The sequence below is a fragment of the Microbacterium sp. 10M-3C3 genome, from assembly GCF_003931875.1.
Taxonomy (GTDB): Bacteria; Actinomycetota; Actinomycetes; order Actinomycetales; family Microbacteriaceae; genus Microbacterium.
In genome coordinates, this window is sequence record NZ_CP034245.1 from 1,298,802 (window position 1) to 1,323,192 (window position 24,391).

General features: G+C 72.0%; 23 protein-coding genes and 1 tRNA gene. 19 read left to right on the top strand and 5 right to left on the bottom strand.

Going from position 1 to position 24,391, the window contains the following annotated elements:
* Positions 1-15 precede the first annotated feature (15 nt).
* The 3 genes from rsmI (at position 16) to EI169_RS06185 (ending at position 3,501) form a co-directional block, all read left to right on the top strand.
* The gene (gene rsmI, locus EI169_RS06175; protein WP_125131552.1) at positions 16-834 is read left to right on the top strand and encodes a 16S rRNA (cytidine(1402)-2'-O)-methyltransferase; all 819 of its coding nucleotides are present in this window, start codon (positions 16-18) and stop codon (positions 832-834) included.
* A 50-nt stretch (positions 835-884) separates the two neighbouring features.
* On the top strand, positions 885-2,462 hold the full coding sequence (metG, locus tag EI169_RS06180; protein ID WP_125131553.1) for a methionine--tRNA ligase: 1,578 nt from the start codon (positions 885-887) through the stop codon (positions 2,460-2,462).
* Positions 2,463-2,541: 79 nt separating this feature from the next.
* On the top strand, positions 2,542-3,501 hold the full coding sequence (locus tag EI169_RS06185) for a TatD family hydrolase (protein WP_240640688.1): 960 nt from the start codon (positions 2,542-2,544) through the stop codon (positions 3,499-3,501).
* Between the two features lie 15 nt (positions 3,502-3,516).
* On the opposite strand, the gene EI169_RS06190 is transcribed toward EI169_RS06185, so the two are convergent.
* Entirely contained in the window at positions 3,517-4,977 is a 1,461-nt protein-coding gene (locus EI169_RS06190) for a sugar porter family MFS transporter (protein WP_125131554.1), read from the bottom strand.
* Between the two features lie 70 nt (positions 4,978-5,047).
* Here EI169_RS06190 and rsmA point away from each other — a divergent pair, with 70 nt between their 5' ends.
* Together rsmA and EI169_RS06200 are read left to right on the top strand one after the other, a co-directional pair.
* A complete protein-coding gene (rsmA, locus tag EI169_RS06195; RefSeq protein ID WP_125131555.1) occupies positions 5,048-5,926 on the top strand; it encodes a 16S rRNA (adenine(1518)-N(6)/adenine(1519)-N(6))-dimethyltransferase RsmA in 879 nt (292 codons plus the stop codon).
* A 103-nt stretch (positions 5,927-6,029) separates the two neighbouring features.
* Positions 6,030-6,965: a phosphodiesterase gene (locus tag EI169_RS06200; RefSeq protein WP_125131556.1), complete on the top strand. Its 936-nt coding sequence runs from the start codon at positions 6,030-6,032 to the stop codon at positions 6,963-6,965.
* On the opposite strand, the gene EI169_RS06205 is transcribed toward EI169_RS06200, so the two are convergent.
* Positions 6,916-8,499 (bottom strand): stealth family protein, encoded by a 1,584-nt coding sequence (locus tag EI169_RS06205; RefSeq protein ID WP_125131557.1) that lies wholly within the window; start codon positions 8,497-8,499, stop codon positions 6,916-6,918. The genes EI169_RS06200 and EI169_RS06205 overlap by 50 nt on opposite strands.
* 141 nt (positions 8,500-8,640) lie before the next feature.
* Here EI169_RS06205 and EI169_RS06210 point away from each other — a divergent pair, with 141 nt between their 5' ends.
* From EI169_RS06210 to EI169_RS06245, 8 genes are all read left to right on the top strand, one after another.
* Complete coding sequence (locus EI169_RS06210) at positions 8,641-9,705, top strand: aldo/keto reductase (protein ID WP_276312931.1); 1,065 nt, start codon at positions 8,641-8,643, stop codon at positions 9,703-9,705.
* Complete coding sequence (locus tag EI169_RS06215; RefSeq protein ID WP_125131558.1) at positions 9,702-10,631, top strand: 4-(cytidine 5'-diphospho)-2-C-methyl-D-erythritol kinase; 930 nt, start codon at positions 9,702-9,704, stop codon at positions 10,629-10,631. The genes EI169_RS06210 and EI169_RS06215 overlap by 4 nt, the downstream gene beginning before the upstream one ends.
* A 141-nt stretch (positions 10,632-10,772) precedes the next feature.
* On the top strand, positions 10,773-11,075 hold the full coding sequence (locus EI169_RS06220; protein WP_125131559.1) for a DUF427 domain-containing protein: 303 nt from the start codon (positions 10,773-10,775) through the stop codon (positions 11,073-11,075).
* A gap of 16 nt (positions 11,076-11,091) precedes the next feature.
* Positions 11,092-11,916, top strand: a complete 825-nt coding sequence (locus EI169_RS06225) for an ATP-binding cassette domain-containing protein (RefSeq protein WP_125131560.1) — start codon at positions 11,092-11,094, stop codon at positions 11,914-11,916.
* On the top strand, positions 11,913-12,602 hold the full coding sequence (locus EI169_RS06230; RefSeq protein ID WP_125131561.1) for an ABC transporter permease subunit: 690 nt from the start codon (positions 11,913-11,915) through the stop codon (positions 12,600-12,602). The genes EI169_RS06225 and EI169_RS06230 overlap by 4 nt, the downstream gene beginning before the upstream one ends.
* Entirely contained in the window at positions 12,599-13,345 is a 747-nt protein-coding gene (locus EI169_RS06235; protein WP_125131562.1) for an ABC transporter permease, read from the top strand. The genes EI169_RS06230 and EI169_RS06235 overlap by 4 nt, the downstream gene beginning before the upstream one ends.
* 31 nt (positions 13,346-13,376) lie before the next feature.
* Complete coding sequence (locus EI169_RS06240) at positions 13,377-14,300, top strand: ABC transporter substrate-binding protein (RefSeq protein ID WP_125131563.1); 924 nt, start codon at positions 13,377-13,379, stop codon at positions 14,298-14,300.
* 120 nt (positions 14,301-14,420) lie between these two features.
* A complete protein-coding gene (locus tag EI169_RS06245; RefSeq protein WP_125131564.1) occupies positions 14,421-16,226 on the top strand; it encodes an ABC-F family ATP-binding cassette domain-containing protein in 1,806 nt (601 codons plus the stop codon).
* A gap of 6 nt (positions 16,227-16,232) precedes the next feature.
* On the opposite strand, the gene EI169_RS06250 is transcribed toward EI169_RS06245, so the two are convergent.
* Together EI169_RS06250 and EI169_RS06255 are read right to left on the bottom strand one after the other, a co-directional pair.
* Positions 16,233-16,751 carry a hypothetical protein gene (locus tag EI169_RS06250; protein WP_125131565.1) on the bottom strand — a complete coding sequence of 173 codons (519 nt, stop codon included), beginning with the start codon at positions 16,749-16,751 and terminating at the stop codon, positions 16,233-16,235.
* Positions 16,748-17,245 carry a MarR family winged helix-turn-helix transcriptional regulator gene (locus EI169_RS06255; RefSeq protein WP_125131566.1) on the bottom strand — a complete coding sequence of 166 codons (498 nt, stop codon included), beginning with the start codon at positions 17,243-17,245 and terminating at the stop codon, positions 16,748-16,750. Before EI169_RS06255 ends, EI169_RS06250 begins: the two co-directional genes overlap by 4 nt.
* Positions 17,246-17,312: 67 nt before the next feature.
* On the opposite strand from EI169_RS06255, the gene EI169_RS06260 reads away from it, so the two are divergent.
* From EI169_RS06260 to EI169_RS06285, 6 genes are all read left to right on the top strand, one after another.
* Positions 17,313-17,384 (top strand) — tRNA-Gln (locus EI169_RS06260).
* A 1-nt stretch (position 17,385) separates the two neighbouring features.
* On the top strand, positions 17,386-18,846 hold the full coding sequence (gene glmU, locus EI169_RS06265) for a bifunctional UDP-N-acetylglucosamine diphosphorylase/glucosamine-1-phosphate N-acetyltransferase GlmU (RefSeq protein ID WP_125131567.1): 1,461 nt from the start codon (positions 17,386-17,388) through the stop codon (positions 18,844-18,846).
* Positions 18,821-19,855, top strand: a complete 1,035-nt coding sequence (locus EI169_RS06270; protein ID WP_125131568.1) for a ribose-phosphate diphosphokinase — start codon at positions 18,821-18,823, stop codon at positions 19,853-19,855. Before glmU ends, EI169_RS06270 begins: the two co-directional genes overlap by 26 nt.
* A gap of 112 nt (positions 19,856-19,967) precedes the next feature.
* Entirely contained in the window at positions 19,968-20,432 is a 465-nt protein-coding gene (locus EI169_RS06275) for an FMN-binding protein (protein WP_125131569.1), read from the top strand.
* 4 nt (positions 20,433-20,436) lie between these two features.
* Entirely contained in the window at positions 20,437-21,303 is an 867-nt protein-coding gene (locus EI169_RS06280) for an FAD:protein FMN transferase (RefSeq protein WP_125131570.1), read from the top strand.
* A complete protein-coding gene (locus EI169_RS06285; protein ID WP_125131571.1) occupies positions 21,300-22,856 on the top strand; it encodes a flavodoxin reductase in 1,557 nt (518 codons plus the stop codon). Before EI169_RS06280 ends, EI169_RS06285 begins: the two co-directional genes overlap by 4 nt.
* 93 nt (positions 22,857-22,949) lie before the next feature.
* On the opposite strand, the gene EI169_RS06290 is transcribed toward EI169_RS06285, so the two are convergent.
* Positions 22,950-24,356 (bottom strand): HAMP domain-containing sensor histidine kinase, encoded by a 1,407-nt coding sequence (locus tag EI169_RS06290; RefSeq protein ID WP_240640689.1) that lies wholly within the window; start codon positions 24,354-24,356, stop codon positions 22,950-22,952.
* Positions 24,357-24,391: the final 35 nt, after the last annotated feature.

Sequence of the window (24,391 nt, forward strand, 5' to 3'; positions counted from 1 at the left end):
GCCTAAGCTGGCCGGGTGATCATCCTCGGTGCGACGCCGATCGGCAACCTCGGGGACGCCACGCGGCGGCTCGTCGACACCCTCGCGCGCGTCGAGGTCGTCGCCGCGGAGGACACCCGCACCACGCAGCGCCTGCTCGCGGGCCTCGGTGTCGAGAACCGTCCGCGCCTGATCGCGCTGCACGACCACAACGAGAAGCAGCGTGCGGCCGAGATCGTCGAGCTCGCGCGCGAGCGCGACGTGCTCGTCCTCAGTGACGCGGGCATGCCCACCGTCAGCGACCCCGGCTACGGCGTGGTCGCCGAGGCGGCGCGTGCGGGCGTCGCCGTGACGGTGCTCCCCGGCCCGAGCGCCGTGCTGAGTGCGCTCGCCGTGTCGGGGCTGCCGACCGACCGCTTCGCGTTCGAGGGGTTCCCGCCGCGCAAGCCCGGCGAGCGGCGGGCGGCGTTCGCCGCGCTCGCCGCCGAATCCCGCACGCTCGTGTTCTTCGAATCGCCCACGCGGCTCGCCGCGACCCTCGCCGACCTCGCCGACGCCTTCGGCGCCGCGCGGCCGGCGGCGGTGTGCCGCGAGCTCACGAAGCTGCACGAGGAGGTGCGGCGCGGCACGCTCGGCGAGCTCGCCGACTGGGCGGCCGAGGGCGTGCGCGGCGAGATCGCCGTCGTCGTGGACGGCGCGGCGGGGCGCGCCGTCCCGTTCGCGGATGCAGCGGCGCAGGTCGTCTCGCTCACCGCCGACGGCGCGCGGCTGAAGGCCGCCGCCGCCGAGGTCGCGGCGCAGACCGGTCACTCCTCGCGCGCCCTGTACCAGGCGGCGCTGTCGCAGCGCGGCTGACGCGGCGTCACACGGGCGGCGGGCCGCATCCGCCCCCGTAGAATTCTCTGGTGACAGACGGCCGATCCTTCTACATCACGACGCCGATCTACTACCCGAGCGACGTGCCCCACATCGGCCACGGATACACCACCGTGGCCGTGGACACGCTCGCGCGCTGGCACCGCCAGGCGGGCGATGACACGTGGATGCTCACGGGCACCGACGAGCACGGCCAGAAGATGATGCGCGCGGCCGCCGCGAACGGCGCGACACCGCAGGAGTGGGTCGACAAGCTCGTCAGCGAGTCGTGGTTCCCGCTGCTGAAGACGCTCGACGTCGCCAACGACGACTTCATCCGCACGACGCAGCCTCGGCACGAGGAGCGCGTGAAGCAGTTCGTGCAGGCCATCTACGACCGCGGCTACATCTACGCCGGCGAGTTCGAGGCGCTGTACTGCGTGGGCTGTGAGGAGTTCAAGACCGAGGCGGAGATCGTCGACGGCACCGGGCCCTTCGAGGGCCTGAAGGTGTGCGCGATCCATTCGAAGCCGCTGGAGCTGCTGCAGGAGAAGAACTACTTCTTCAAGCTGAGCGAATTCGAGGACCGCCTCCTCGAGCTCTATCGCGACGTGCCCGACTTCGTGCGCCCGGACTCGGCGCGCAACGAGGTGGTGTCGTTCGTGAAGAACGGCCTGAAAGACCTGTCGATCTCGCGCTCGACGTTCGACTGGGGCATCCAGGTGCCGTGGGATGAGACCCACGTCATCTATGTGTGGGTCGACGCGCTGCTGAATTACGCGACCGCCGTCGGGTTCGGCACCGACCCCGACGAGTTCGCGCGGCGCTGGCCGGCGTACCACGTGGTCGGCAAGGACATCCTGCGCTTCCACGCCGTCATCTGGCCGGCGATGCTCATGGCCGCCGGCGTCGAGGTGCCGCGGGGCGTCTTCGCGCACGGGTGGCTGCTCGTGGGCGGCGAGAAGATGTCGAAGTCGAAGCTCACCGGCATCGCGCCCACCGAGATCACCGACATCTTCGGCTCCGACGCCTACCGCTTCTACTTCCTCTCGGCGATCGCGTTCGGGCAGGACGGGTCGTTCTCGTGGGAGGACCTGTCCGCTCGGTACCAGGCCGAGCTCGCCAACGGCTTCGGCAACCTGGCCTCGCGCGCGGTCGCGATGATCGGCCGGTACTTCGAGGGCATCGTGCCGCCGCCGGCGGAGTACGCCGAGTCCGACCTCGCCATCCAGCGGATCGTCGCGGACGCCGCGACGACGGCGGATGCGGCGATCGAGCGGTTCCGTCCCGACGAGGCGATCAAGCACGTCTGGACGATCGTCGAGGCGCTGAACGGCTACATCACGGAGAACGAGCCGTGGGCGCTCGCGAAGGATGACGCGCAGCGCGCGCGCCTGGGCACGGTGCTGTACACGGCCGCGGAGGGGCTGCGTGCGCTCGCCGTGCTGCTGTCGCCGGTCATGCCCGTCGCGACGGAGAAGCTGTGGGTCGCCCTCGGCGCGGCCGAGACGCTCGGCCGCCTCCAGGACCAGCCGCTGCGTCGCGCCGGCGAGTGGGGGGCGCTGCGCCCCGGCACGTCCGTGAACGGCCTGTCGCCGCTGTTCCCGCGCGTCGAGCAGGACGCGTGAGCGCCCTCGTGTTGCGCGAATCGGCTGTCTCACGGGCTCGTGCAGCCGCCGAATCCCGCAAGACGCGGGGGGACGAGCGGTGAGCGAGCCCGTCGAGCGCCCGCGCGGCACGATCGACGGCGGCGACCCGAGCCAGTACGTGCGCGAGCGGACGGCGGAGGGCCGCCGCGACATCAGCTACCCGCCCGCGCCCGAGCCGCTCGCGGTCCCGGTGTACGACAACCACTGCCACCTCGAGATCGCCGACGGCGCGGTCCCTGAGGGTGTCGAAGGGTCGGCAGGCTCAGGAACCGGGGGGCTCTCGCTCGACGAGCAGCTCGAGCGCGCCGTCGCCGTCGGAATCGCGGGCGTCGTGCAGGCCGGCGGGGACGTGGACTCGTCGCGCTGGTCGGCGTGGGCCGCGGCGCAGCATCCGCGGGTCCTCGCCGCCGTCGCGATCCACCCGAACGAGGCGCCGGCCTACGCTGCGGCCGGCGGGCTCGACGACGCCCTCGCCGTGATCGACGTGCTCGCCGCCGAGCCGCGCGTGCGGGCGATCGGCGAGACCGGGCTCGACTTCTTCCGCACCGACGACGACGGGCGTCCCGCGCAGTTCGCGTCGTTCGAGGCGCACATCGCGCTCGCGAAGAAGCACGGCATCGCGATGCAGATCCACGACCGCGACGCCCACGACGACGTGCTCGCCACGCTCGAGCGGGTCGGGGCGCCCGAGCGCACCGTGTTCCACTGCTTCTCGGGCGACGAGGAGATGGCGCGGATCGCCGCCGACCGCGGCTACTACCTCTCCTTCGCCGGCAACGTGACCTTCAAGAACGCGCAGAACCTCCGCGACGCCCTGGCGGTGACGCCGCGCGAGCGGATCCTCGTCGAGACGGATGCGCCGTTCCTCACGCCGACGCCCTTCCGCGGTCGACCGAACGCGCCCTACCTCGTGCCGGTGACGATGCGCTTCCTGGCCGCCGAGCTCGGCGCCGACCTGGACGAGCTGTGCGCCCAGGTCGCCGCCAACACGCTCGAGGTCTACGGCTCGTTCGACTGACGCGCGCCGCGCCGGTCAGCGGCGCGCAGGCTCCTTCGCCTTGCGGACGAACAGCGTCTCGGTCTGCTCGAGCTCCATGCCCTTGGTCTCCGGCACGCGCCACGCGACGTACGCGAACGACAGCGCGGCGAACAGCGCGTACATGCCGTACGTGAGCGGCAGCGACCAGGCCGACATCGCCGGGAACGACACCGTGATGAGGAAGTTCGCGACCCACTGGGCGGCGGCGGCGACGCCGAGCGCCTTGCCACGGATGCGGCTCGGGAAGATCTCGCCGAGGAGCACCCAGACGAGCGGCCCCCACGACGCGCCGAAGCCGACGACGAAGAGGTTCGCCGCGATGAGCGCGATCGGACCCCACGCCCCGGGCAGCGTCGGCTCGCCGTCCACGTTCTCCGCGAACGCGAACGCGAGCGCCATCGTGGCCAGCGACAGCGTCATGAGCACGGAGCCGGTGAGCAGGATCGGCTTGCGGCCGACGCGATCGACGAGCCAGATCGCGATGAGGGTCACGACGACGTTCGTGACGCTCGTGATCACCGAGATCAGCAGCGAGTTGCTCTCGTCGAACCCGACGGCCTTCCAGAGGGTCGTGGAGTAGTAGAAGATCACGTTGATGCCGACGAACTGCTGGAACGTCGACAGGATGATGCCGACCCACACGATGCCCTGGAGGCCGAGGACCGGGCCGCGCAGCGACGCGCCCTTGTTCTTGCGGTCCTCCTCGATCGCGGTGCGGATCTCGTTGACCGACTTGTCGAGGTCCGCCTCGGGCACGAGGCGCGCGAAGATCTCGCGCGCCTCGTCGTTGCGGCCCTTGGCGAGCAGGTAGCGCGGCGACTCGGGCATCACGAAGGCGAGCAGGCCGTACACGGCGGCGGGGATGACGCCCACGAGGAACATCCAGCGCCACGCCTCCATGCCCCACCACAGCTGCTCCGACGCGCCGCCGGCGACGCCCGCGAGGAGGGCGTCGGACAGCAGCGCGGCGAAGATGCCGAGCGTGATCGCGAGCTGCTGCAGCGACGCGAGGCTGCCGCGGATCTGCCGCGGTGCGATCTCGGCGATGTAGGCCGGAGCGACGACCGACGCGATGCCGATGCCGATGCCGCCGATCACGCGCCACACGATGAGGTCGGGAACGCTGAAGGTGAGCCCCGATCCGATCGAGGACACCAGGAACATCACCGATCCGAGCATCATCGTCTTCAGACGCCCCCACCGGTCCGACAGGCCGCCGGCAATGATCGCCCCCACGGCGCAGCCGAGCAGCGCGACGGCGACCACGAATCCGGTCAGCACGCTGTTGAGCTCGAAGTTGCCCGAGATCGAGTCGACGGCGCCGTTGATGACCGACGAGTCGAAGCCGAAGAGGAAGCCGCCCACCGCGGCGGCGACGGACAGGCCGATCGCGCGGCGGCCGAAGGGGCTGCGCAGCGAGAAGGCGTCCGCCGGAATGGTTCCGGTTGTGCTCATGCTCGAAACGGTACTCCGGGTCCTGTCCGCGGGAGCCGGGCTTGCCCGCGCGTCTGGCTACAGTGAAGGGATGCCCGTGTCCCTCCTCGGCGCCGCCGACATCCGACGCCTCGCCGCCGATCTCGACGTCGTGCCCACCAAGAAGCTCGGGCAGAACTTCGTCGTCGACGCCAACACGGTGCGCAAGATCGTCGCGGTCGCGGGTGTCACCCCGGATGACCGCGTGGTCGAGGTCGGGCCCGGCCTCGGGTCGCTCACGCTCGCCGTGCTCGAGACGGGAGCGCACGTCGTGGCGGTCGAGATCGACCATCGGCTCGCGGCGCGCCTGCCCACCACCGCCCGCGACCGGGGCGTGCCCGACGGCGCGCTCACCGTGGTCGCCGCCGACGCGCTGCGGGTGGCCGAGCTCCCCGGCGATCCCGACGTGCTCGTGGCGAACCTGCCCTACAACGTCTCGGTGCCGGTGCTGCTGCACTTCCTCGAGACCTTCCCGCACCTGCGCCGCGGCGTGGTGATGGTGCAGGCCGAGGTGGGGGAGCGGCTGGCCGCGCCGCCCGGCTCGAAGGTGTACGGCGCGCCGAGCGCGAAGGCCGCGTGGTACGGCCCGTGGCGACTCGCGGGCACCGTGTCGCGCCAGGTGTTCTGGCCTGTCCCCAACGTCGACTCGGTGCTCGTCGGGTTCACGCGCGATCCGCAGCCCCGCGGCGACGAGGACGAGCGCCGACGCACCTTCGCGATCGTCGATGCCGCGTTCCAGCAGCGGCGCAAGATGCTCCGGCAGGCGCTGTCGGCGATCCTCGGGGGCAGCGCGGCCGCCGCATCCGAGGTGCTCGACCGCGCCGGCGTCGCGCCGACCGCGCGCGGCGAGGAGCTCTCGATCGACGATTTCCAGCGCATCGCGCGGGTCGTGGCGGAGTCGGGCGCGGATCCGTACCCGGCGGATTCATAGCGCGTCTGCGCCCCGTTCACGAAACATCCCCGTAACATTTGCCTCCAGCCGGAAAACTGGAAGGCTCACCGCCCCATCCCGCGGGGCGGCCCGAAGGGGGATCATGCGGTACGCCGAGTACCCGAGCGCCGAACGCGTTCTGCTCCATCTCAGCGACACCCACCTGCTCGCCGCCGGCGGTCGGCTCTACGACTCCGTCGACGCCGACGCCCACCTCGCGCGTGCGCTGCGGGCGATCGAGGACTCGGGTGTGCGACCCGACGCCCTCGTGTTCACGGGCGACCTGGCCGACCACGGCGAGCCCGACGCCTACGGGCGCGTGCGCGCCCTCGTCGAGCCGCTCGCCGAGCGCCTCGACGCGCGCGTGATCTGGGTCATGGGCAACCACGACGACCGCGCCGCCTTCCGTGCCGGGCTGCTCGCGGGCGACGAGGCGACGGGCCGCGCGCCGGTCCACCGCGTCGACGAGCTCGACGGCCTGCGGATCGTCACGCTCGACACGACGGTGCCCGGATTCCACCACGGCGAGGTCTCCGACGCGCAGCTGCGCTGGCTCGCCGATCTGCTGCGCACGCCCGCGCCGCTCGGCACGATCCTCGCGCTGCACCACCCGCCGGTTCCGAGCGTGCTGGCCCTCGCCGCGACCGTCGAGCTGCGCGATCAGCATCGCCTCGCGACGGTCCTGCGGGGCACCGACGTGCGCGCGATCATCGGCGGGCACCTGCACTACTCGACGTTCGCGACGTTCGCCGGCATCCCGGTGTCGGTCGCCTCGGCCACGTGCTACACGCAGGACCTGACGGTCCCCGTGGGCGGCACGCGGCCGCGCGACGGCGCGCAGGGCTTCAACCTCATGCACGTCTACGACGAGACGATCGTCCATTCCGTCGTGCCGCTGGACGCGGCGCCGGCGCTGCAGTACGTCGACGCGGCCGAGTCCACGCAGCGCCTGCGCGACGCGGGCATCCAGGTGCCCGCGACGAGCCGGGTCAGCGGGCGGACATCGCCGCCGACGGCTCCGCTTCCGATCCTGCACTGAGCTCGGCGCGCTCCCACGGCGCCCGGATCGGGAACGCGCGTTCCAGGCACGAGCGCAGCGCCCGCACGCGCATCTCCTCCGGCATCTCCGGCACGCTGCCGTCGTTGAGGCAGAACATGTCGGTGTCGCGGCGGGTGACGAGGCGCTCCATGATGCGCAGCGACTCCAGCTGCGTGGTCTGCACGTACTGCACGCGCGGCTCGCGCGTGACCACCGCGCGGCCGGTGAGCAGCGCGTAGTAGTGGTACAGGCTGTTGGTCACCGAGATGTCCGTCGCCGAGCGGAAGCGGCTCGCGGCCGTGCGCGCGTAGTCGTCGGCGAACTCGCGCTCGAGCTCGGCCGCGATCGAGCGCCGCATGGGAGCGGCGCAGTGCTCGAGGTCGTGCGTGATGACGCGCCCGAAGCGCTCCTGCAGCAGCGCGCGGTTCACGCGCAGTCCGTTGTCATGCCCCGAGCGCCCGGCGTGGGCCGGTCCCGACCCGATGCGGATGCCGCTCTCGACGAAGCGGCTCACACCGCCGCCGGAGAAGAACAGCTCGGGGGAGACGGGGCGCCCGAAGAACATGTCGTCGTTGCTGTAGAGGAAGTGCTCGGCCAGGCCGGGGATGCGGTGCAGCTGCGCCTCGACCGCGTGGGAGTTGTGCGTCGGGAGCACCGCGGGGTCGGCGAAGAACTCCTCGCTTCGGACGATGGTCACCTTCGGGTGGTCGGCGAGCCACGCGGGGCGCGGCGAGTCGGTCGCGATGAAGATGCGGCGCACCCACGGCGCGTACATGTGGACGCTGCGCAGCGCGTAGCGCAGCTCGTCGATCTGCCGGTAGCGGGCGGGGGAGTCGTCGCCGTCGCCGACGACGTAGCCCTGCATCCGCGCGGCCCGCTGCCGCTGGAACTCGCTCGAGGAGCCGTCCACCCACGAGAAGACCATGTCGATCTCGTCGACGACCTCGTTGGGGTGCGGGTCGAACATCCCCGCGATGGTCCGCCAGCGGCGCCCGTGCCTCTCGACCTCGACGTACGTCACGTCCTCGACGGCCATGACGCGTCGCGTGAGCGCGGTGGGGCGCGGCGCTTCGACGAGCGTCGCGCCGAAGCGCCAGAACTCCAGACGCGGCGCGAGAGACGCGCCGTAGCGGTACGCGCCGTTGCCGCTCGTGCGGGGACGGTACACCGCGTACGACGCGAGCGCGCCGGCCGCCGCATCCGCACTGTGCGCGGGCACGGGGTCCTCACCGCGCGCCTTGACGTAGAACGGGTCGCCCGGACGCGCGGCCGTCAGGGCGGCGAGGGCCGCCGGGGCGCGATCGGCGTCGACGACGAGCTTGGGGCGGCGGTTTCCGTCGCGCACGAGCAGCACCTCGACGTCGGCCGCCTCGAGCGCCGCGGCGATGTCGATGAGATCGGCTGCGAGCGCCTCGGCGGGCGACACCTCGTCGCTGACGAGATGGAGGACACCGTCGAGCAGCCGGACGTCCTCGCGCGCGAGCAGTGCCCGCCACGGGTCGGACTCGGCGGGGAGGGGAACGATACGACGCACTGCGTTCTCCTTCCTGTTGTCGGCCGCAGCCGGGTTCGGGGGCGGCGCAGGTCGCGCTCGCCTCACCGTACGGACTCCCCGTTACGAGGGCATTTCGCCGAGGGGAGTTCGCACGGGACGGCTGAGCGCTAGGGTCGGAGAGTGACCGACCGACCGCGTTTCCGCCCGGACGTGAAAGACATCCATCGCCCGTACGCCGCTGCCGGGGATCGCTATGACGCGATGGACTACCGGCAAGTGGGTACGAGTGGATTGTATCTGCCCGCCGTGTCGCTCGGGCTCTGGTGGAACTTCGGGGACAACATCCCCTTCGATCGCCAGCGCGAGCTCCTGCGGCACGCGTTCGACCGGGGCGTGACGCACTTCGACCTCGCCAACAACTACGGACCGCCCTACGGCTCGGCCGAGACGAACTTCGGCCGCATGCTGCGCGAGGACTTCGCGCCCTACCGCGACGAGCTCATCGTCTCGTCCAAGGCCGGCTGGGACATGTGGCCGGGCCCCTACGGCGATCTCGGCTCGCGCAAGTACATCCTCGCGAGCGCCGAGCAGTCGCTGCGCCGGCTGGGCCTGGACTACGTCGACATCTTCTACTCGCACCGCCCCGACCCCGAGACCCCGGTCGAGGAGACCATCGGCGCGCTGGACACGCTCGTCCGGCAGGGCAAGGCGCTGTACGTCGGCATCTCGCAGTACGACGAGAAGCAGACGGCGGTCGCCGCGGCCGTCGCGCGCTCGCTCGGCACGCCGCTGGTCATCCATCAGCCGTCCTACTCGATCGTCGACCGCTGGATCGAGGACGGCCTGACCGGCGTGCTCGCGCAGGAGGGCATGGGCGCGATCGCGTTCGTCCCGCTCGCGCAGGGTGTGCTCACCGACAAGTACCTCGGCGACGGCCGGGCGCAGCGCGCGCAGAAGCGCTCGTCGCTGCCGGAGAACCCGCTGCCGCACACCGCGATCTCGGCGCTGCGCAGCCTCAACATCATCGCGAAGGAGCGCGGGCAGACCCTCGCCCAGATGGCGATCCAGTGGGTGCTGCGCGAGCCGACCGTCGCGTCAGCCCTCATCGGCGCATCGCGCATCGAGCAGCTCGACGACAACCTCGCCGCCGTGACCGGTCCGGCGTTCGACGTTGAGGAGCTCGAACGGATCGACGCCCTCGCCGAGAACATCGACCTGAAGCGCTGGGCGGACGGGGGCTCGTGAGCCTCGCCGCCTCCTCCGACGGCGTCCGCGTCCGCGCTCCCGGGAAGATCAACGTCTTCCTCGAAGTCGGCGATGTGCAGGAGGACGGCTACCACGAGGTGGCGACCGCGTATCAGGCGGTGTCGCTCTACGAGGACGTGTGGGCGACCCCGGCCGACGACGTGACCCTGCGCGTCGAGGGCGACGTGCCTCTCGGCGACGTGCCCACCGACGAGCGGAACCTCGCCGTCCGCGCCGTCCGGCTGCTGCAGCGCACGACCGGCGTCACCGACGGCGTGCGGCTCGACATCCGCAAGTCGGTGCCCGTGGCCGGCGGCATGGGCGGCGGATCGGCGGATGCGGCGGCAGCACTGGTCGCGTGCGACGCGCTGTGGGGCACCGGCCTGTCGACGACGGAGCTCCTGCGCCTGGCCGCGCTCCTCGGCGCGGACGTGCCCTTCTCCCTCCAGGGCGGCACGGCGGTGGGCACCGGCCGCGGCGACGAGCTGAGCCCCGCCCTCGCGCGCGGGCGCTTCGACTGGGTGCTCGTGCCGCACGGCGAGGGCATGTCGACGCCCGTCGTCTACCGGGCGCTCGACGAGCACCGCGAACGGCACTCGGGCGACATCGCGCCGATCTCGCGCCGGCCCGCCGTGGACGCCGACGTGCTGCACGCGCTGCGGCAGGGCGACGCCGGCATGCTCGCAGCCGCCGTGCGCAACGACCTTCAGGCGCCCGCGCTCCGCTTGCGCCCCGACCTCGCCGGCGTCCTCGAGACGGGGGAGCGCGCGGGCGCTCTCGCGGGCATCGTGTCGGGCTCGGGGCCTACGCTCGCCTTCCTGGCCGCCGACGAGGCGGCCGCGATCGACGTGCAGGTGAGCCTCAGCGCGGCGGGGCTTCGGGCGATCCACGTGCACGGACCCGTGCCCGGGGCCCGCGTGGTGTGAGCGCGCGGGAATGTACACGCGGCGTCGGACGATGACAAGTTGTGACGTGGCACCCGCTCGTGTCCGACCGCTCGGGTAGCGTGTCAACCCCCTGTGGCCTGTGATCCGCTGCGCGCGGGCCGCCCCGGAACCGGAGGAATCATGAAGGCAATCGTGGCCGGCGAGGTCATCGCCGAGGCCGACAAGGCCGATCTCATCTCGATCGAGGGGAACTGGTACTTCCCGCCGCAGAGCGTGCGCGAGGGCGTGCTGACCGACAGCCCCACGCCGTACACGTGCCCGTGGAAGGGCGTGTGCCAGTACTACACCGTCACCGTCGGCGGCCAGGAGCTGCCCGACCGCGCGTGGGCCTACCCGGAGCCCTATCCGACCGCCATCGAGCGCGTCGGGAAGGACTTCTCCGGCTACGTCGCCTTCTGGAAGGAAGTCGAGGTCGTCGACTGAGTCGACGGACCCGCCCATGATCGAGTTCCGCAACGTCTCGAAGGTCTTCCCCGACTCCACGCGCGCGGTCGACGACTTCAGTCTCGTCATCCCCTCGCGCAAGACGACGGTGCTCGTCGGCTCGTCCGGATGCGGCAAGACCACCCTGCTGCGCATGATCAACCGCATGGTCGATCCGACCTCCGGCACGATCGCGATCGACGACGAGGACATCGCGCAGCGCCGACCGGTCGAGCTTCGCCGGAGCATCGGCTACGTCATGCAGAACTCCGGGCTCCTGCCGCACTTCACCGTCGCCGACAACATCGCAACCGTGCCCGTCCTCGAGGGCGCCAAGCGCAAGGACGCCCGCGCACGGGCGCTCGAGCTCATGGACACCGTGGGCCTGGACCGCGCGATGGCCGACCGGTATCCGAGCCAGCTCTCGGGCGGTCAGCAGCAGCGCGTGGGCGTGGCCCGCGGTCTCGCGGCCGACCCCAACATCCTGCTGATGGACGAGCCGTTCGGCGCGGTCGACCCGATCGTGCGCGCCGAGCTCCAGGAGGAGCTGCTGCGCCTGCAGCGCGAGATCGGCAAGACGATCGTGTTCGTCACGCACGACATCGACGAGGCCTTCCTCCTGGGCGACCAGGTCGTGATCCTGCAGAGGGGCGCGCACAAAGCGCAGGTGGGGACGCCCGAGGAGATCCTCGCCGACCCCGCCGACGACTTCGTGGCCAGCTTCGTCGGGGCCGACCGCGGCAAGCGCGCGCTCCACCTGAAGCGCACCGGGGCGCGCACCGTCGTCGTGGACGGCGACGGCCGGCCGCAGGGAGCGCTCGTGGAGGACACGGCGACGTGAACTGGATCGCCGACAACCTCGACGTGATCGGGGAGCTCACGCTCGTGCACCTGCAGCAGAGCGTGCTGGCCGTCGTGATCGGGTTCGTGCTGTCGATCCCGCTCGGCTGGGTGGCGTGGCGCTACCAGCTCGTGCGCAGCGGCGTCATCACGATCACGGGGCTGCTGTACACGATCCCCTCGCTCGCGATGCTGATCCTGCTGCCGTCGGCCACCGGCTGGTACTCGATCATCAGCCCGGCGAACCTCATCGTCGCGCTGACCATCTACGCCATCGCGATCCTCGTGCGCTCGGTCGCCGACGGGCTCGACTCGGTCGACGACGGCGTGCGGCAGGCCTCGACCGCGCTGGGCTACGGCTCCTTCCGGCGGTTCTGGGCGGTCGAGCTGCCCCTGGCCGGTCCGGTCATCCTGGCGGGCCTGCGCGTCACGGTCGCGAGCACGATCGCGCTCGCGACCGTCGGCATCCTCGTCGGCATCACGAACCTCGGCTACCTGTTCACGAACGGGCTCCAGCGCCGCATCATCCCCGAGGTGCTCGCGGGCGTCGTCGCGGTCGTGGTCCTCGCGATCGTCGTGGATCTCCTGCTCGTGCTCCTCGGCCGTGCCGTCATGCCGTGGACGCGGCGCGCGCTGCCGGATCGCGCCGCGCGTCCGCGTCCCGCGCCGATCGGAGCGGACGCATGAACCTGTTCGCCGACGCGATCGCGTGGATCCTCGGGGGCGGCTCGGCCTCGGCGCCCATCGGGGTCGCGCTCCTCCAGCAGCTCGCCTACACCGGCGTCTCCGTGCTCGTCGCCGCCGTCATCGCGGTCCCGATCGGCTGGTACATCGGCCACACCGGGCGCGGACGCGAGATCGCGGTGTCGATCTCCGGTGCCGCGCGCGCGATCCCGTCGTTCGGTCTGCTGATCCTGCTCGTCCTGCTCCTGGGCGTGCTGCTGAAGCCGCAGGCCGCGGTCATCACGTTCGTCATCCTCGCGATCCCCTCGCTCCTGGCCGGCGCGTACACCGGCTTCGAGGCGATCGACCGGCGCGTCATCGACGCCGGGCGCGCGATGGGCATGACGGAGTGGCAGGTCCTGTGGCGGATCGAGGTGCCCCTCGGGCTGCCGCTGCTGGTCGGCGGCATCCGCGCGGCGACGCTCCAGGTCGTCGCCACCGTCACGATCGCCGCCTACATCGGGCTCGGGGGCCTCGGGCAGTACATCATCACGGGCCTCGCCCTGCGCCAGCTCGAGGTGATCATCGGCGGAGCGCTGCTGGTCGCCCTGCTCGCCCTGGTCCTCGACGGCATCTTCGCGATCGTGCAGCACGCCGTCGTCCCGCGCGGCGTCAAGGTCGGCATGGCACCGCGCGGCGCCCCCCGCGCCGCGGGCCGCCGCGTGCGCGCGACCGTCGCCACCGCCACGGAACCCGACCCCGCCTGACCCCACGTCCCCACCCAGAAAGAGGAAGCACATGTTCACAGCACGAGCACGCCACGGCCTCGTCGCCGCGGCCGGCCTCGCCGCCGCTGCCGTCGCCCTCGCCGGCTGCGCGTCGAGCAACCCGCTCGACGACAACGCCGGCGGCGGCGACGGAAGCACGCCCGACGCGAAGCAGATCGTCATCGGCTCGCAGGCGTATCCGTCGAACGAGATCATCGCCGAGATCTACGCGCAGGCGCTCGAAGGCGCCGGCATGGAGGTCGAGCGCCAGTTCAACATCGGTCAGCGCGACGCCTACATCCCGCTGCTCGAGGACGGATCGGTGACGCTGTTCCCCGAGTACACCGGCAACCTGCTGCAGTACTTCGAGCCCGACACCGAGGCGCGCACGTCCGACGACGTGTACGCGGCACTGCAGGAGGCGCTCCCGGACGGACTCGAGGTGCTCGACCAGTCCTCGGCCACCGACCAGGACTCGTACACCGTGACGAAGGCGTTCGCCGACCAGTACGGCCTCACCACGATCGCCGACCTCGCCAAGGTCGACGTGCCGCTGACCCTCGGCGGCAACGCCGAGCTGGCCGAGCGCCCCTACGGCCCCACCGGCCTGAAGAGCACCTACGGCGTCGACGTGAACTTCTCGGCGACGGGCGACACGACGGTCGAAGACCTCGTCGCCGGCACCGTGAACGTCGCGAACGTGTACACGTCCGACCCGCGGATCGAGACCGACGACCTCGTCGTACTGGAAGACCCCAAGGGCCTGTTCCTGGCGTCGAACGTCGTGCCGGTCGTCAACGAGGCGATTGCGGCTGATGTCGCCGACATCATCAACTCGGTGAGCGCGAAGCTCACGCCGGAGGGCCTCGTGTCCCTCAACGTGCAGAACACGGTCGACCAGAAGTCGGCCGAGGAGATCGCGAAGGCGTGGCTGAAGGAGAACGGCCTGGTCTGATCCGGCCGCTTCCGGCGACGGGCGGGCTCCGAGCGATCGAGGTCCGCCCGTGCCGCATCCGGCGGCTGCCGCCTCGACATGGCCGCGGCGACCGGCCGGCCTGCCTAGGCTGGAGAGGACATGGCGCATCTTCTCGGGGCCGAGGCCCTGCATCTGGAATACCCGACCACCGTCGTCTTCGACTCCGTCACGCTCGGCGTCGACGAGGGCGACCGCATCGGCATCGTCGGCCGCAACGGCGACGGCAAGTCGAGCCTGCTGGCGATGCTGGCGGGGCGCCAGGAGCCGGATTCGGGCCGCGTGACCGTGCGCGGCGGCGTGACGATCGGCGTGCTCGACCAGGCCGACACGCTCGCCGATGACGAGACCGTCGGCCATGCCGTCGTCGGCGACCGGCCCGAGCACGAATGGGCGGGCGATGCCCGCGTCCGCGACGTCATCGCGGGGCTCCTCGCCGACCTGCCGTGGGAGGCCGCGCTGGGCACGCTCTCCGGCGGTCAGCGCCGCCGCGTCGCGCTCGCCCGGCTCCTCACCGGCGACTGGGACGTGCTGTTCCTCGACGAGCCGACCAACCACCTCGACGTCGAGGCGATCACGTGGCTCGCGGAGCACGTCAAGCGGCGCTGGGCCGCCAACGCCGGAGCGCTCCTGGTCGTCACGCACGACCGATGGTTCCTGGACGAGGTGTGCACCGTCACGTGGGAGGTGCACGACCGCATCGTGGAGCCGTTCGAGGGCGGCTATGCGGCCTACATCCTGCAGCGCGTCGAGCGCGACCGGCAGGCGGTGGCCGTCGAGGCGCGGCGCCAGAACCTCGCGCGCAAGGAGCTCGCGTGGCTGCGGCGCGGCGCGCCCGCCCGCACGTCGAAGCCGAAGTTCCGCATCGACGCCGCCAACGCCCTCATCGCAGACGTGCCCGAGATCCGCGACCGCGTCGCCCTGCAGTCCCTCGCCGTCTCGCGGCTCGGCAAGGACGTCGTCGACCTCCTCGACGTCTCCGTCGCCTTCGACGAGCGCGTCGTGCTGCAGGACGTGGAGTGGCGGATCGCGCCGGGCGAGCGCACCGGCATCCTCGGGGTGAACGGCGCGGGAAAGTCGACGCTCCTCGGTCTCGTCGACGGCTCCGTCGCGCCGACGAGCGGGCGGGTCACGCACGGCAAGACCGTGCGCGTGGCGACCCTCACGCAGCGTCTCGACGAACTCGAGGAGCACCTCGACGAGCCGGTCCGTGTCGTGGTGTCCCGTCTGCGCACGAGCTACACGTTCGGCGCCGGCTCGAAGACGCAGGAGCTGACACCCGGGCAGCTGCTCGAGCGCCTCGGGTTCGCCAGCGCGCAGCTGTCGACTCCGGTCAAGGACCTGTCCGGCGGCCAGAAGCGGCGCCTGCAGCTCCTGCTGATCCTCCTCGACCAGCCGAACGTCCTCATCCTCGACGAGCCGACGAACGACCTCGACACCGACATGCTCGCCGCGATGGAGGATCTGCTCGATTCGTGGCCGGGCACCCTCCTGGTCGTCAGTCACGACCGGTACTTCCTCGAGCGCGTCACCGACCAGCAGTTCGCGATCCTCGACCGGCGGCTGCGCCACCTCCCCGGCGGCGTCGACGAGTACGTGCGGCTCCGCCGGCTGCAGGAGGATGCGGCGCCGACCGCGCGCACGACCGCTGCTGCCGCATCCGCCCCGGCCCCCGAAGCGGGCCTCAGCGGCGCGGAGCTGCGGGCCGCGCAGAAGGAGGTGGGCGCCCTCGAGCGCCGGATCCAGCGCCTGGAGGCCGACATCGCCGCCGCGCGCACGGCGCTGGCCGACCACGACCAGTCCGACTACGTCGGGCTCGGCGAGGAGATGCGGCGGATCGGCGAGCTCGAGGCCGAGCGCGACGAGCTCGAGCTGCGCTGGTACGAGCTGGGCGAGCTCATCGGCTGACCCGCTTCAGTGGATGGCGTACTCCAGCATGATGATGAGGACACCGAGCGCGGCGGTTCCCGCCGAGCCGAGGAGCCGCACGAGCACGTGGGCGCCGCGCCGCCAGTAGGCGACGTAGCCGAGCACCGCGAGCACCGCGACGGTCACCCACATCGCCGCGCCGTAGGCGTCGTCGACCGACCACTCCTGCAGCGCTGCGAGGACGAGCACGACGGATGCGGGCAGGGCCGCGTACAGCATGCCCGCCGCGTGCTGCACGGCGTCTCCGGTCGCGCGCGCGAGACCCCGCTCGCCGTGGTCGGTGAGGGTATGGGCGAACACGTGCGCGAGGAAGAAGATGAGCAGCGACAGCAGCGCGGTGCGCAGCAGCTCCCACACGTCGTGCGCGTCGTCGCTGTCGACGCTCAGGAACGCCGCGAAGACGATGAGGCCGTAGATCGCGGCCGGGCTGCGAAACCGCGTGTCGAGCCAGCGCGTGACGCCGCGCAGGCGCGGCGCGGCGGCGGGGTCGCGGCGGTCGCTCATCGGTCGAATCCGATGCTGAGCTTGCGTAGGAGCCCGGCCAGCCGGTCGCGATCGCCGCGCGAGAGGGTGTCGAGGAGGATCGCCTCGGCGTCGACGAGTCGCGTGATCGCGGCGTCCACTCGCGTGCGGCCGTCGGCCGTGAGGGTCACCAGGACGCTGCGGCCGTCGCCGGGGTCGGCCTCGCGGCGCACGAGCCGGCGCCCCACGAGACGGTCGATGCGGTTGGTCATGGTGCCGCTGGAGACGAGCGTCTGCTGCAGCAGCTGCTTGGGGCTCAGCTGGAAGGGCTCGCCGGCGCGGCGCAGCGCCGAGAGGACGTCCCACTCCCACGGCTCCAGCTCGCTGCGGCGGAACGCCTCCTTGCGCGCGCGGTCGAGGTGGCGCGAGAGCCGGTCCACGCGCGAGAGCACTTCCAGCGGCGAGAAGTCGAGGTCGGGACGCTGCCGCGTCCAGGCGTCGACGATCCGGTCCACCTCGTCGCTGGCCGCAGTCACGCGTCCATTATCCCGACCGGCCGGCCCGGTGCGTGTCTGGCAGACTGAAGCGGCGCCTCGGGCGCGGTCCGCCGTGGTGTAACGGCAGCACGACAGCCTTTGGAGCTGTGAGGTTCAGGTTCGAATCCTGGCGGCGGAGCATGAGCACTGCTGAACTCGCCGTCATCGTCCTCGCCGCCGGTCAGGGCACGCGGATGCGCTCGCGCCTGCCCAAGGTGCTGCATCCGCTCGGGGGACGCCCGCTCGTCGGCCACGTCCTCGACACCGCCGCCGCGCTCTCGCCCGCGCGCATCGCGGTGGTCGTGCGGCACGAGCGCGATCTCGTCGTGCAGACCGTGCAGGACCTCGCACCCGACGTCCGCGTCGTCGACCAGGACGACGTGCCCGGCACCGGCCGCGCGGTGCAGGTCGCGCTCGAGGACCTCGGCGACTTCGACGGCGACGTGCTCGTGCTCAGCGGCGACGTGCCGCTCCTGGAGGCCGAGACCCTGCGTGCGCTCCTGGACGCCCACCGCGCCGCGGGTGCGGCGGCGACCCTCCTCAGCGCCGAGGTCGACGACCCCACCGGGTACGGACGCATCCTGCGCGACGCGGACGGCGGCGTGCGCCGCATCGTCGAGCAGAAGGATGCGGCGCCCGAGGAGGCGGCGGTGCGCGAGATCAACGTCGGCGTGTACGTCTTCCAGGCGGCGCCGCTGCGCGAGCACCTCGCGCTCGTCGGCACCGCGAACGCGCAGGGCGAGCTGTACCTCACCGACGTCGTGGCACTGCTGCGCGACGCCCGGCACACGGTCGCGGTCTCGACCGCCCCGGATGCGACCGCGGCGCTCGGGGTGAACGACCGCGTGCAGCTCTCGGAGGCCGCGCGCACGCTCAACGCCCGCACCGTCCGCCGCTGGCAGCTCGAGGGCGCGACGATCCTCGATCCCGCCACGACGTGGATCGACGTCGACGCGACCCTCGCACCCGACGTCACGGTGCTCCCCAACACGCACATCCTGCGCGCCACGACCATCGCGTCGGGCGCGACCGTCGGGCCCGATACGAGCCTCGTCGGCTGCGAGGTGGGGGAGGACGCGACCGTCACCCGCGCCGACGCGACGTTCGCCGTCATTGGCGCCGGGGCGACGGTCGGCCCATTCGCCTACCTCCGCGCGGGCGCGCAGCTGGGGGCGCGCGGCAAGGTCGGCACCTTCGTCGAGATCAAGAACTCCCGAATCGGCGAGGGCAGCAAGGTGCCGCACCTCTCCTACATCGGCGACACCACGATCGGACGCGGCGTGAACCTCGGCGCGGGCGCCATCACCGCCAACTACGACGACATCACCAAGCACCGCACCGAGATCGGCGACGAGGTGCACTCCGGCTCGCACAACGTGTTCGTCGCGCCGGTTAGGATCGGAGACGGCGCGAAGACCGGCGCCGGTGCGGTCATCCGCAAGGATGTGCCCGCCGGAGCCCTCGCGCTGAGCGTCGCCCCCCAGCGCAACGTCGAGGGGTGGGTGGAGAAGAACCGACCGGGCACTTCCGCGGCCGCCGCCGCCGCACGCGCCCGGTCCGCACAGGAAGCGGGCGATGGGCTCGAAGAAGAAGACGGTTGACCTCGACCGCGACAACGACATCGCCCCGGGCCTGGTCGCCAAGACCAAGAAGCGGCTCGTCGTCGCGGCCGGCCGCTCCCACCCCGAGCTCGCGCAGCAGGTCGCCGCACAGCTCGGCATCGAGCTGGCGCCCACCGAGCACCGCACCTTCGCATCCGGCGAGATCTACACGCGCTTCGAGGTGTCGATCCGCGGCTGCGACGTATTCGTCGTGCAATCGTTCGGCCCGCCCGTCAACGAGTGGCTCATGGAGCTGCTCATCATGCTCGACGCGCTCAAGCGCGCGTCCGCCAAGCGCATCACGGTCGTCGCGCCGTACTTCCCCTACTCCCGGCAGGACAAGAAGGGACGCGGTCGCGAGCCGATCAGCGCGCGCCTGGTCACCGACCTGCTCATGACCGCGGGCGCCGACCGGGTCATGAGCGTCGACCTCCACGCGGCGCAGATCCAGGGCTTCTTCGACGGTCCGGTCGACCACCTGTTCGCCAAGCCGGTGCTCCTGGAGTACTTCCGCGCCCATCTGAGCCAGGAGGATCGCGACACCCTCACCGTGGTCTCGCCCGACATGGGGCGCGTGCGCGTCGCCGACACGTGGTCCGACAGCCTCGACGCGCCGCTCGCGATCATCCACAAGCGTCGCGATCCGAAGGTCGCCAACCAGGTCACCGTGCACGAGATCGTCGGCGAGGTCGCCGGGCGCACGTGCCTGCTGGTCGACGACATGATCGACACCGGCGGCACGATCCAGAAGGCGGCGCAGGCGCTCAAGGCCAACGGCGCGCGCAAGGTCATCGTCGCCGCCACCCACGCGATCTTCAGCGACCCGGCCACCCAGCGTCTCCAGGACGCCGCGATCGACCAGGTCGTCGTCACCGACACCGTCCCGATCCCGGCGGAGCGGCGCTTCGCGGGTCTCACGGTCCTGCCGATCGCGCCGCTGCTGGCCCGCGCCATCCGCGAGGTCTTCGAGGACGGCTCGGTCACGAGCATGTTCGGCGGCGAGGCCTGATCCGTCTCACAGGCGACGCACAGGCTTCCGAGAATCTGAACCGGCACGCTGGCCTTCTCGTGTCACTCGTGTGACGAGCCCGAGGCCGGGCGCTGCAGAAGGAGGACCCCCCATGATCCGCACCACCGCCGTACCTCGTCCCGTCCGCGTCGGAGCAGCCCTCGTGGGCGTCGCCGGCATGATGGCCCTCGCCGGATGCGCCGGCACGACCGACGCGCAGGCCGAGCCCGCGGCGACCACCGGCTCCGGCTCGTCGGACTCCGGCTCGTCCACGGCGGCGGCCTACAAGGACGGCACCTACACCGCCGACGGCACCTATCGCACGCCCGAGACCACCGAGCAGATCGAGGTCACGATCACGCTCGCCGACGACAAGATCACCGCCGTCGAGGTGACCGGCGACCCGCAGGCGCCGCAGTCCGAGCAGTACCAGGGCCGCTTCATCGGCGGCATCAGCGACGAGGTCGTCGGCAAGGACATCGACGAGATCGACGTCAGCCGCGTCGCCGGCAGCTCGCTCACGAGCGGTGGGTTCAACGACGCGGTCGAGAAGATCAAGTCCGAGGCGAAGGCCTGACCGGATGCCGGCGCTCGCGCGGGAGGCGTGGACCTTCGACGCGATCGGCACGACGTGGAGCGTCGAAGCGCGCGACGGGTTCACCGAGGCCGCTCGCGCCGACGTCGCGGCCGCGATCGACGGCTTCGACCGCGCGTGGTCGCGCTTCCGCGGGGACTCGACGGTCGCCGCGCTGGCGTCGGGCGGCGACGCCCCCGCGCCGCCCGACGCCGAGGCGATGCTGTCGCTGTACGCGCGCCTGGACGACGCCACCGACGGCGCCGTGAACCCGCTCGTGGGCGAGGCGCTCGCGCGACTCGGCTACGACGCCGCGTACACGCTCGCGCCGAGCTCGCCCCGGTCCGCGCCGCGGCGCTGGCGCGAACTTCTGACGTGGCACGCGGGCCGGCTCCGGCTGCACGAACCCGCGACGATCGACGTCGGCGCGCTCGGCAAGGGTCGCCTCGTCGACCGCGTGCTGGAGGTGCTGGCGCGCCACGGCGTGACCGACGTCGTCGTCGACGCGAGCGGCGACATGGCGGTGCGGGGGCGCACCGAGCGCGTCGGTCTGGAGCATCCGTACCGTCCTGGGGCGGCGATCGGGATCGTCGAGGTGACGGATGCGGCGCTGTGCGCGTCGGCGGTCACGCGCCGCGCGTGGGGCGACGGCCTGCACCACGTGCTGGATGCGCGCAGCGGCACGCCCGTGCGCGCGTATGCGGCGACGTGGGCGATCGCGCCCACCGCGATGGTCGCCGACGCGCTCGCGACGGCGCTGTTCTTCGACGGCGGCCCGGCCCTGGCCGCCGATGTCGGTGTCGAGTGGGTGCGCATGCGCACCGACGGCGCCGTCGAGTGGTCTCCGGGCAGTAAGGCGGAACTCTTCACGTGATCGGCGCTCTCACCGCGGGGTGGACCCGCGGCCTCGCTGTCCTCGGCCGGCTGTCGATGTACCGGCTCGTGCTCGCATCGCTGGGTGCGCTCACGATCGTCGCGCTCGTCCTGTCGCTGTTCGGCCTCGTCGGCCCCCGGCCGCTCGAACTGCTCGCGACGGCGGCCGTGCTCGCAGCCGTGTGTCTCGTCGTCGACGCGATCGCGCAGCGCATCCTGCGCCTGCCGGTGCGCATCGAGTCGTCGCTCATCACCGCGGCGATCCTGCTGTTCGTGCTGTTCCCGACCACCGAGCCGACCTACCTCGCCGGCATCGCGCTCGCCGGTGCCGCCGCATCCGCGTCGAAATACGTGCTCGCGTGGCGCGGCCGGCACATCTTCAACCCCGCCGCCACCGGCGCGGCCGTGCTCACGCTCGTCAGCCTCGCGGTGCCCGCGCTCGGCGCGTCGGCGTGGTGGGTGGGGACCCCCGCCCTCGCCCTGCCGGTGCTCGTGCTGGGCGTCGCGGTGCTGTGGCGCACCGAGAAGCTCCGGATGATCGCGGGCTTCGTCGTGATCGCGGTGGGCGTGGCGTTCCTGCGGACCGCGGCGCAGGACAGCGCCGCCGGCCTCGCGGTGGACGCCCCCTCGATCCTGGGCCAGGTCGTGCTGTCGTCGCCGTTCCTGTTCCTCGGCGCGTTCATGCTGTCGGAGCCGCTCACGATGCCGCCGCGTCGCTGGCAGCAGTACACGGTCGCCGCGGTCGTGGGCGTGCTCGCGGGCTGGCCGATCAACGTAGGTCTGTTCACCCTCGGCCAGGAGTTCGCGCTGCTCCTGGGCAACCTGCTGGCGTTCGTGTTCACGTGGCGCGCAGCCGTGCGCCTCGTGCTCGAGCGGCGTCGCGAGATCACGCCGACCGTGCGAGAGCTCACCTTCCGAGCCAAGCGCCCGTTCGCCTTCCGGCCGGGGCAGTACCTCGAGCTCGAGGTGCCGCACCGTCGTCCCGACGCGCGGGGCACGCGGCGCGAGTTCTCGATCGTCTCGGCGCCGACGGATCTGCCGACCGTACGCATCGCCTTCAAAGAGGGCTCGAAGTCGTCGTACAAGAGGGCGCTCGCCGAGGTGCCGGCCGGAGGCGTGCTGGCCGTCACGGGCGTGTGGGGCGACTTCCTGCTGCCCACGCGTGCCGGGGCGCCCATCCTGCTCGTCGCGGCGGGCATCGGGGTGACTCCGTTCGTGTCGCAGCTGCGCAGCCTCGCGGCCACCGGTGAGGAGCGCGACATCGTGCTCGTCTACGTCGTCTCGGAGGCGTCCGAGCTCGCCTTCCGCGACGACCTCGAGGCCGCCGGCATCCCCGTCGTCGTCTTCAGCCGCGACGAGCCGCGCGACCTGCCCGCGCACTGGCGGTGGGCCGGGCGCGGGGTGCGGCTGGATGCCGACGGCCTCGTCGCCGTCGTGCCCGACATCGGCGCGCGCCACGCCTACATCTCCGGCCCGCCGCGCCTCATCGCCGACCTCGCCCCCGCGCTCGAGAAGGGACGCTCGCTCACGACCGACGCGTTCGCCGGCTACTGAGCGGGGTGAGGAACCAACCCTCGCCCGAAAAACCGCGGGCCACGCGTCGCCTCAGCGCGCGCGTGGTCTCTCGCGACCCGCGGATGCCGCGGCTCAGGCAGGGTCGGCGGGCTTGGCGGGCAGGCGCACCTCGAAGGTCGTGTCGCCCGGGCGGCTGCGGACCGTGATCGTGCCACGGTGCCCGTCGACGATCGCGCGCGCGATCGACAGGCCGAGGCCGGTGCCGCCGGTCTTCCGGGCCCGCGACGCGTCGCCACGGGCGAAGCGCTCGAACAGCTGCTCCGCGACGCCGGGATCCACGCCCGGTCCGTCGTCGTGGACGCGCAGGACGGCGGTGTCGCCCTCCCGGTGCACGCTCACGGTCACGACGGTGCCCGGGGGCGTGTGGGTGCGGGCGTTCGCGAGCAGGTTCGCCACGACCTGGTGCAGCCGCGACACGTCGCCGGCTAGGAGCACCGGCTCGTCGTCGACGTCGATCACCCACTCGTGGTCGCGGCCGGCGGCCTGCGCGTCCCTGACGGCTTCGACCGCGAGGCGCGTGAGGTCGACGGCGCCGTAGACCAGTTCCGTGCCCTCGTCCAGCCGCGCGAGCAGCAGGAGGTCCTCCACGAGCGCGCTCATGCGCAGCGACTGCGCCTGGATGCGCTCGAGCGCGGCGTGGGAGGTGTCGCTCAGCGTCGCGTCGCGCAGCGACAGCTCGGAGTAGCCGCGGATCGAGGCGAGAGGCGTGCGCAGCTCGTGGCTCGCGTCGGCCACGAAGCGCCGCATCAGCTCCTCGTTGCGCTGCCGCGCGCTCAGCGACGCGTCGATGTGGTCCAGCAGCGCGTTCAGTGCCGCGCCGACCTGCCCGATCTCGGTGTGGTCGTCGGTCTCGCTCTCGGGCACGCGCTCGGTGATCGACACATCGCCGGAGTCCATGCGCACGCGGGCGACACGCGTGGCGGTGTCGGCCACCGCGCGCAGCGGACGCAGCCCGATGCGCACGACGACCGCGATGATCGACGACAGCAGAAGGAGCCCGCCCGCCGTGACGAGCCCGACCGTGAGCAGGATCTGCGAGACGGTGCCCGTCACCTCGGACAGCGGCAGTCCGATGATCGCGAGCACGTCGGGGGAGGGCGTGGGGGCGACCGTGACGCGGTAGTCGCCGAGACCGGGGAGATCGACGGTGAGCGACGGCGCCGACGTCGAGGGCGCGTCCGAGACCGCCTGGAGGATGTCGGCGACCTGCTCGGCCGTGAGGACGCGAGCGGTGTTGCCGTCGACGTAGGCGCCGGTCGTGCCGCTCGTGGGCGTGCGCAGCACGAGCACCGTGCCGTCGGTGTAGGGCCCGGTCGAGAGCACCCGCACCGCCGTGCTCTCGTTCGTGAACAGCACGTTCTCGGCGGTCTCGCGCACCTTGCCGTCGAGGTTGTCCTGGAGCACGTTGCCCAGGATCGCGCCGGTGGACAGCGCGATGATCGCGAGGATGACGGCGATCATGCCGATGATCGCGGTCATCAGCCGCGCCTGCAGACTCCAGGGGCGGCGCCGAC

Coding starts and splice junctions, on each gene's coding strand:
- EI169_RS06190 (WP_125131554.1), bottom strand. CDS start 4,977: ATGAGCACAACCGGAACCATTCCGGCGGACGCCTTCTCGCTGCGCAGC.
- rsmA (WP_125131555.1), top strand. CDS start 5,048: ATGCCCGTGTCCCTCCTCGGCGCCGCCGACATCCGACGCCTCGCCGCC.
- EI169_RS06200 (WP_125131556.1), top strand. CDS start 6,030: ATGCGGTACGCCGAGTACCCGAGCGCCGAACGCGTTCTGCTCCATCTC.
- EI169_RS06220 (WP_125131559.1), top strand. CDS start 10,773: ATGAAGGCAATCGTGGCCGGCGAGGTCATCGCCGAGGCCGACAAGGCC.
- EI169_RS06225 (WP_125131560.1), top strand. CDS start 11,092: ATGATCGAGTTCCGCAACGTCTCGAAGGTCTTCCCCGACTCCACGCGC.
- EI169_RS06235 (WP_125131562.1), top strand. CDS start 12,599: ATGAACCTGTTCGCCGACGCGATCGCGTGGATCCTCGGGGGCGGCTCG.
- EI169_RS06240 (WP_125131563.1), top strand. CDS start 13,377: ATGTTCACAGCACGAGCACGCCACGGCCTCGTCGCCGCGGCCGGCCTC.
- EI169_RS06245 (WP_125131564.1), top strand. CDS start 14,421: ATGGCGCATCTTCTCGGGGCCGAGGCCCTGCATCTGGAATACCCGACC.
- EI169_RS06250 (WP_125131565.1), bottom strand. CDS start 16,751: ATGAGCGACCGCCGCGACCCCGCCGCCGCGCCGCGCCTGCGCGGCGTC.
- glmU (WP_125131567.1), top strand. CDS start 17,386: ATGAGCACTGCTGAACTCGCCGTCATCGTCCTCGCCGCCGGTCAGGGC.
- EI169_RS06270 (WP_125131568.1), top strand. CDS start 18,821: ATGGGCTCGAAGAAGAAGACGGTTGACCTCGACCGCGACAACGACATC.
- EI169_RS06275 (WP_125131569.1), top strand. CDS start 19,968: ATGATCCGCACCACCGCCGTACCTCGTCCCGTCCGCGTCGGAGCAGCC.
- EI169_RS06280 (WP_125131570.1), top strand. CDS start 20,437: ATGCCGGCGCTCGCGCGGGAGGCGTGGACCTTCGACGCGATCGGCACG.
- EI169_RS06290 (WP_240640689.1), bottom strand. CDS start 24,356: ATGACCGCGATCATCGGCATGATCGCCGTCATCCTCGCGATCATCGCG.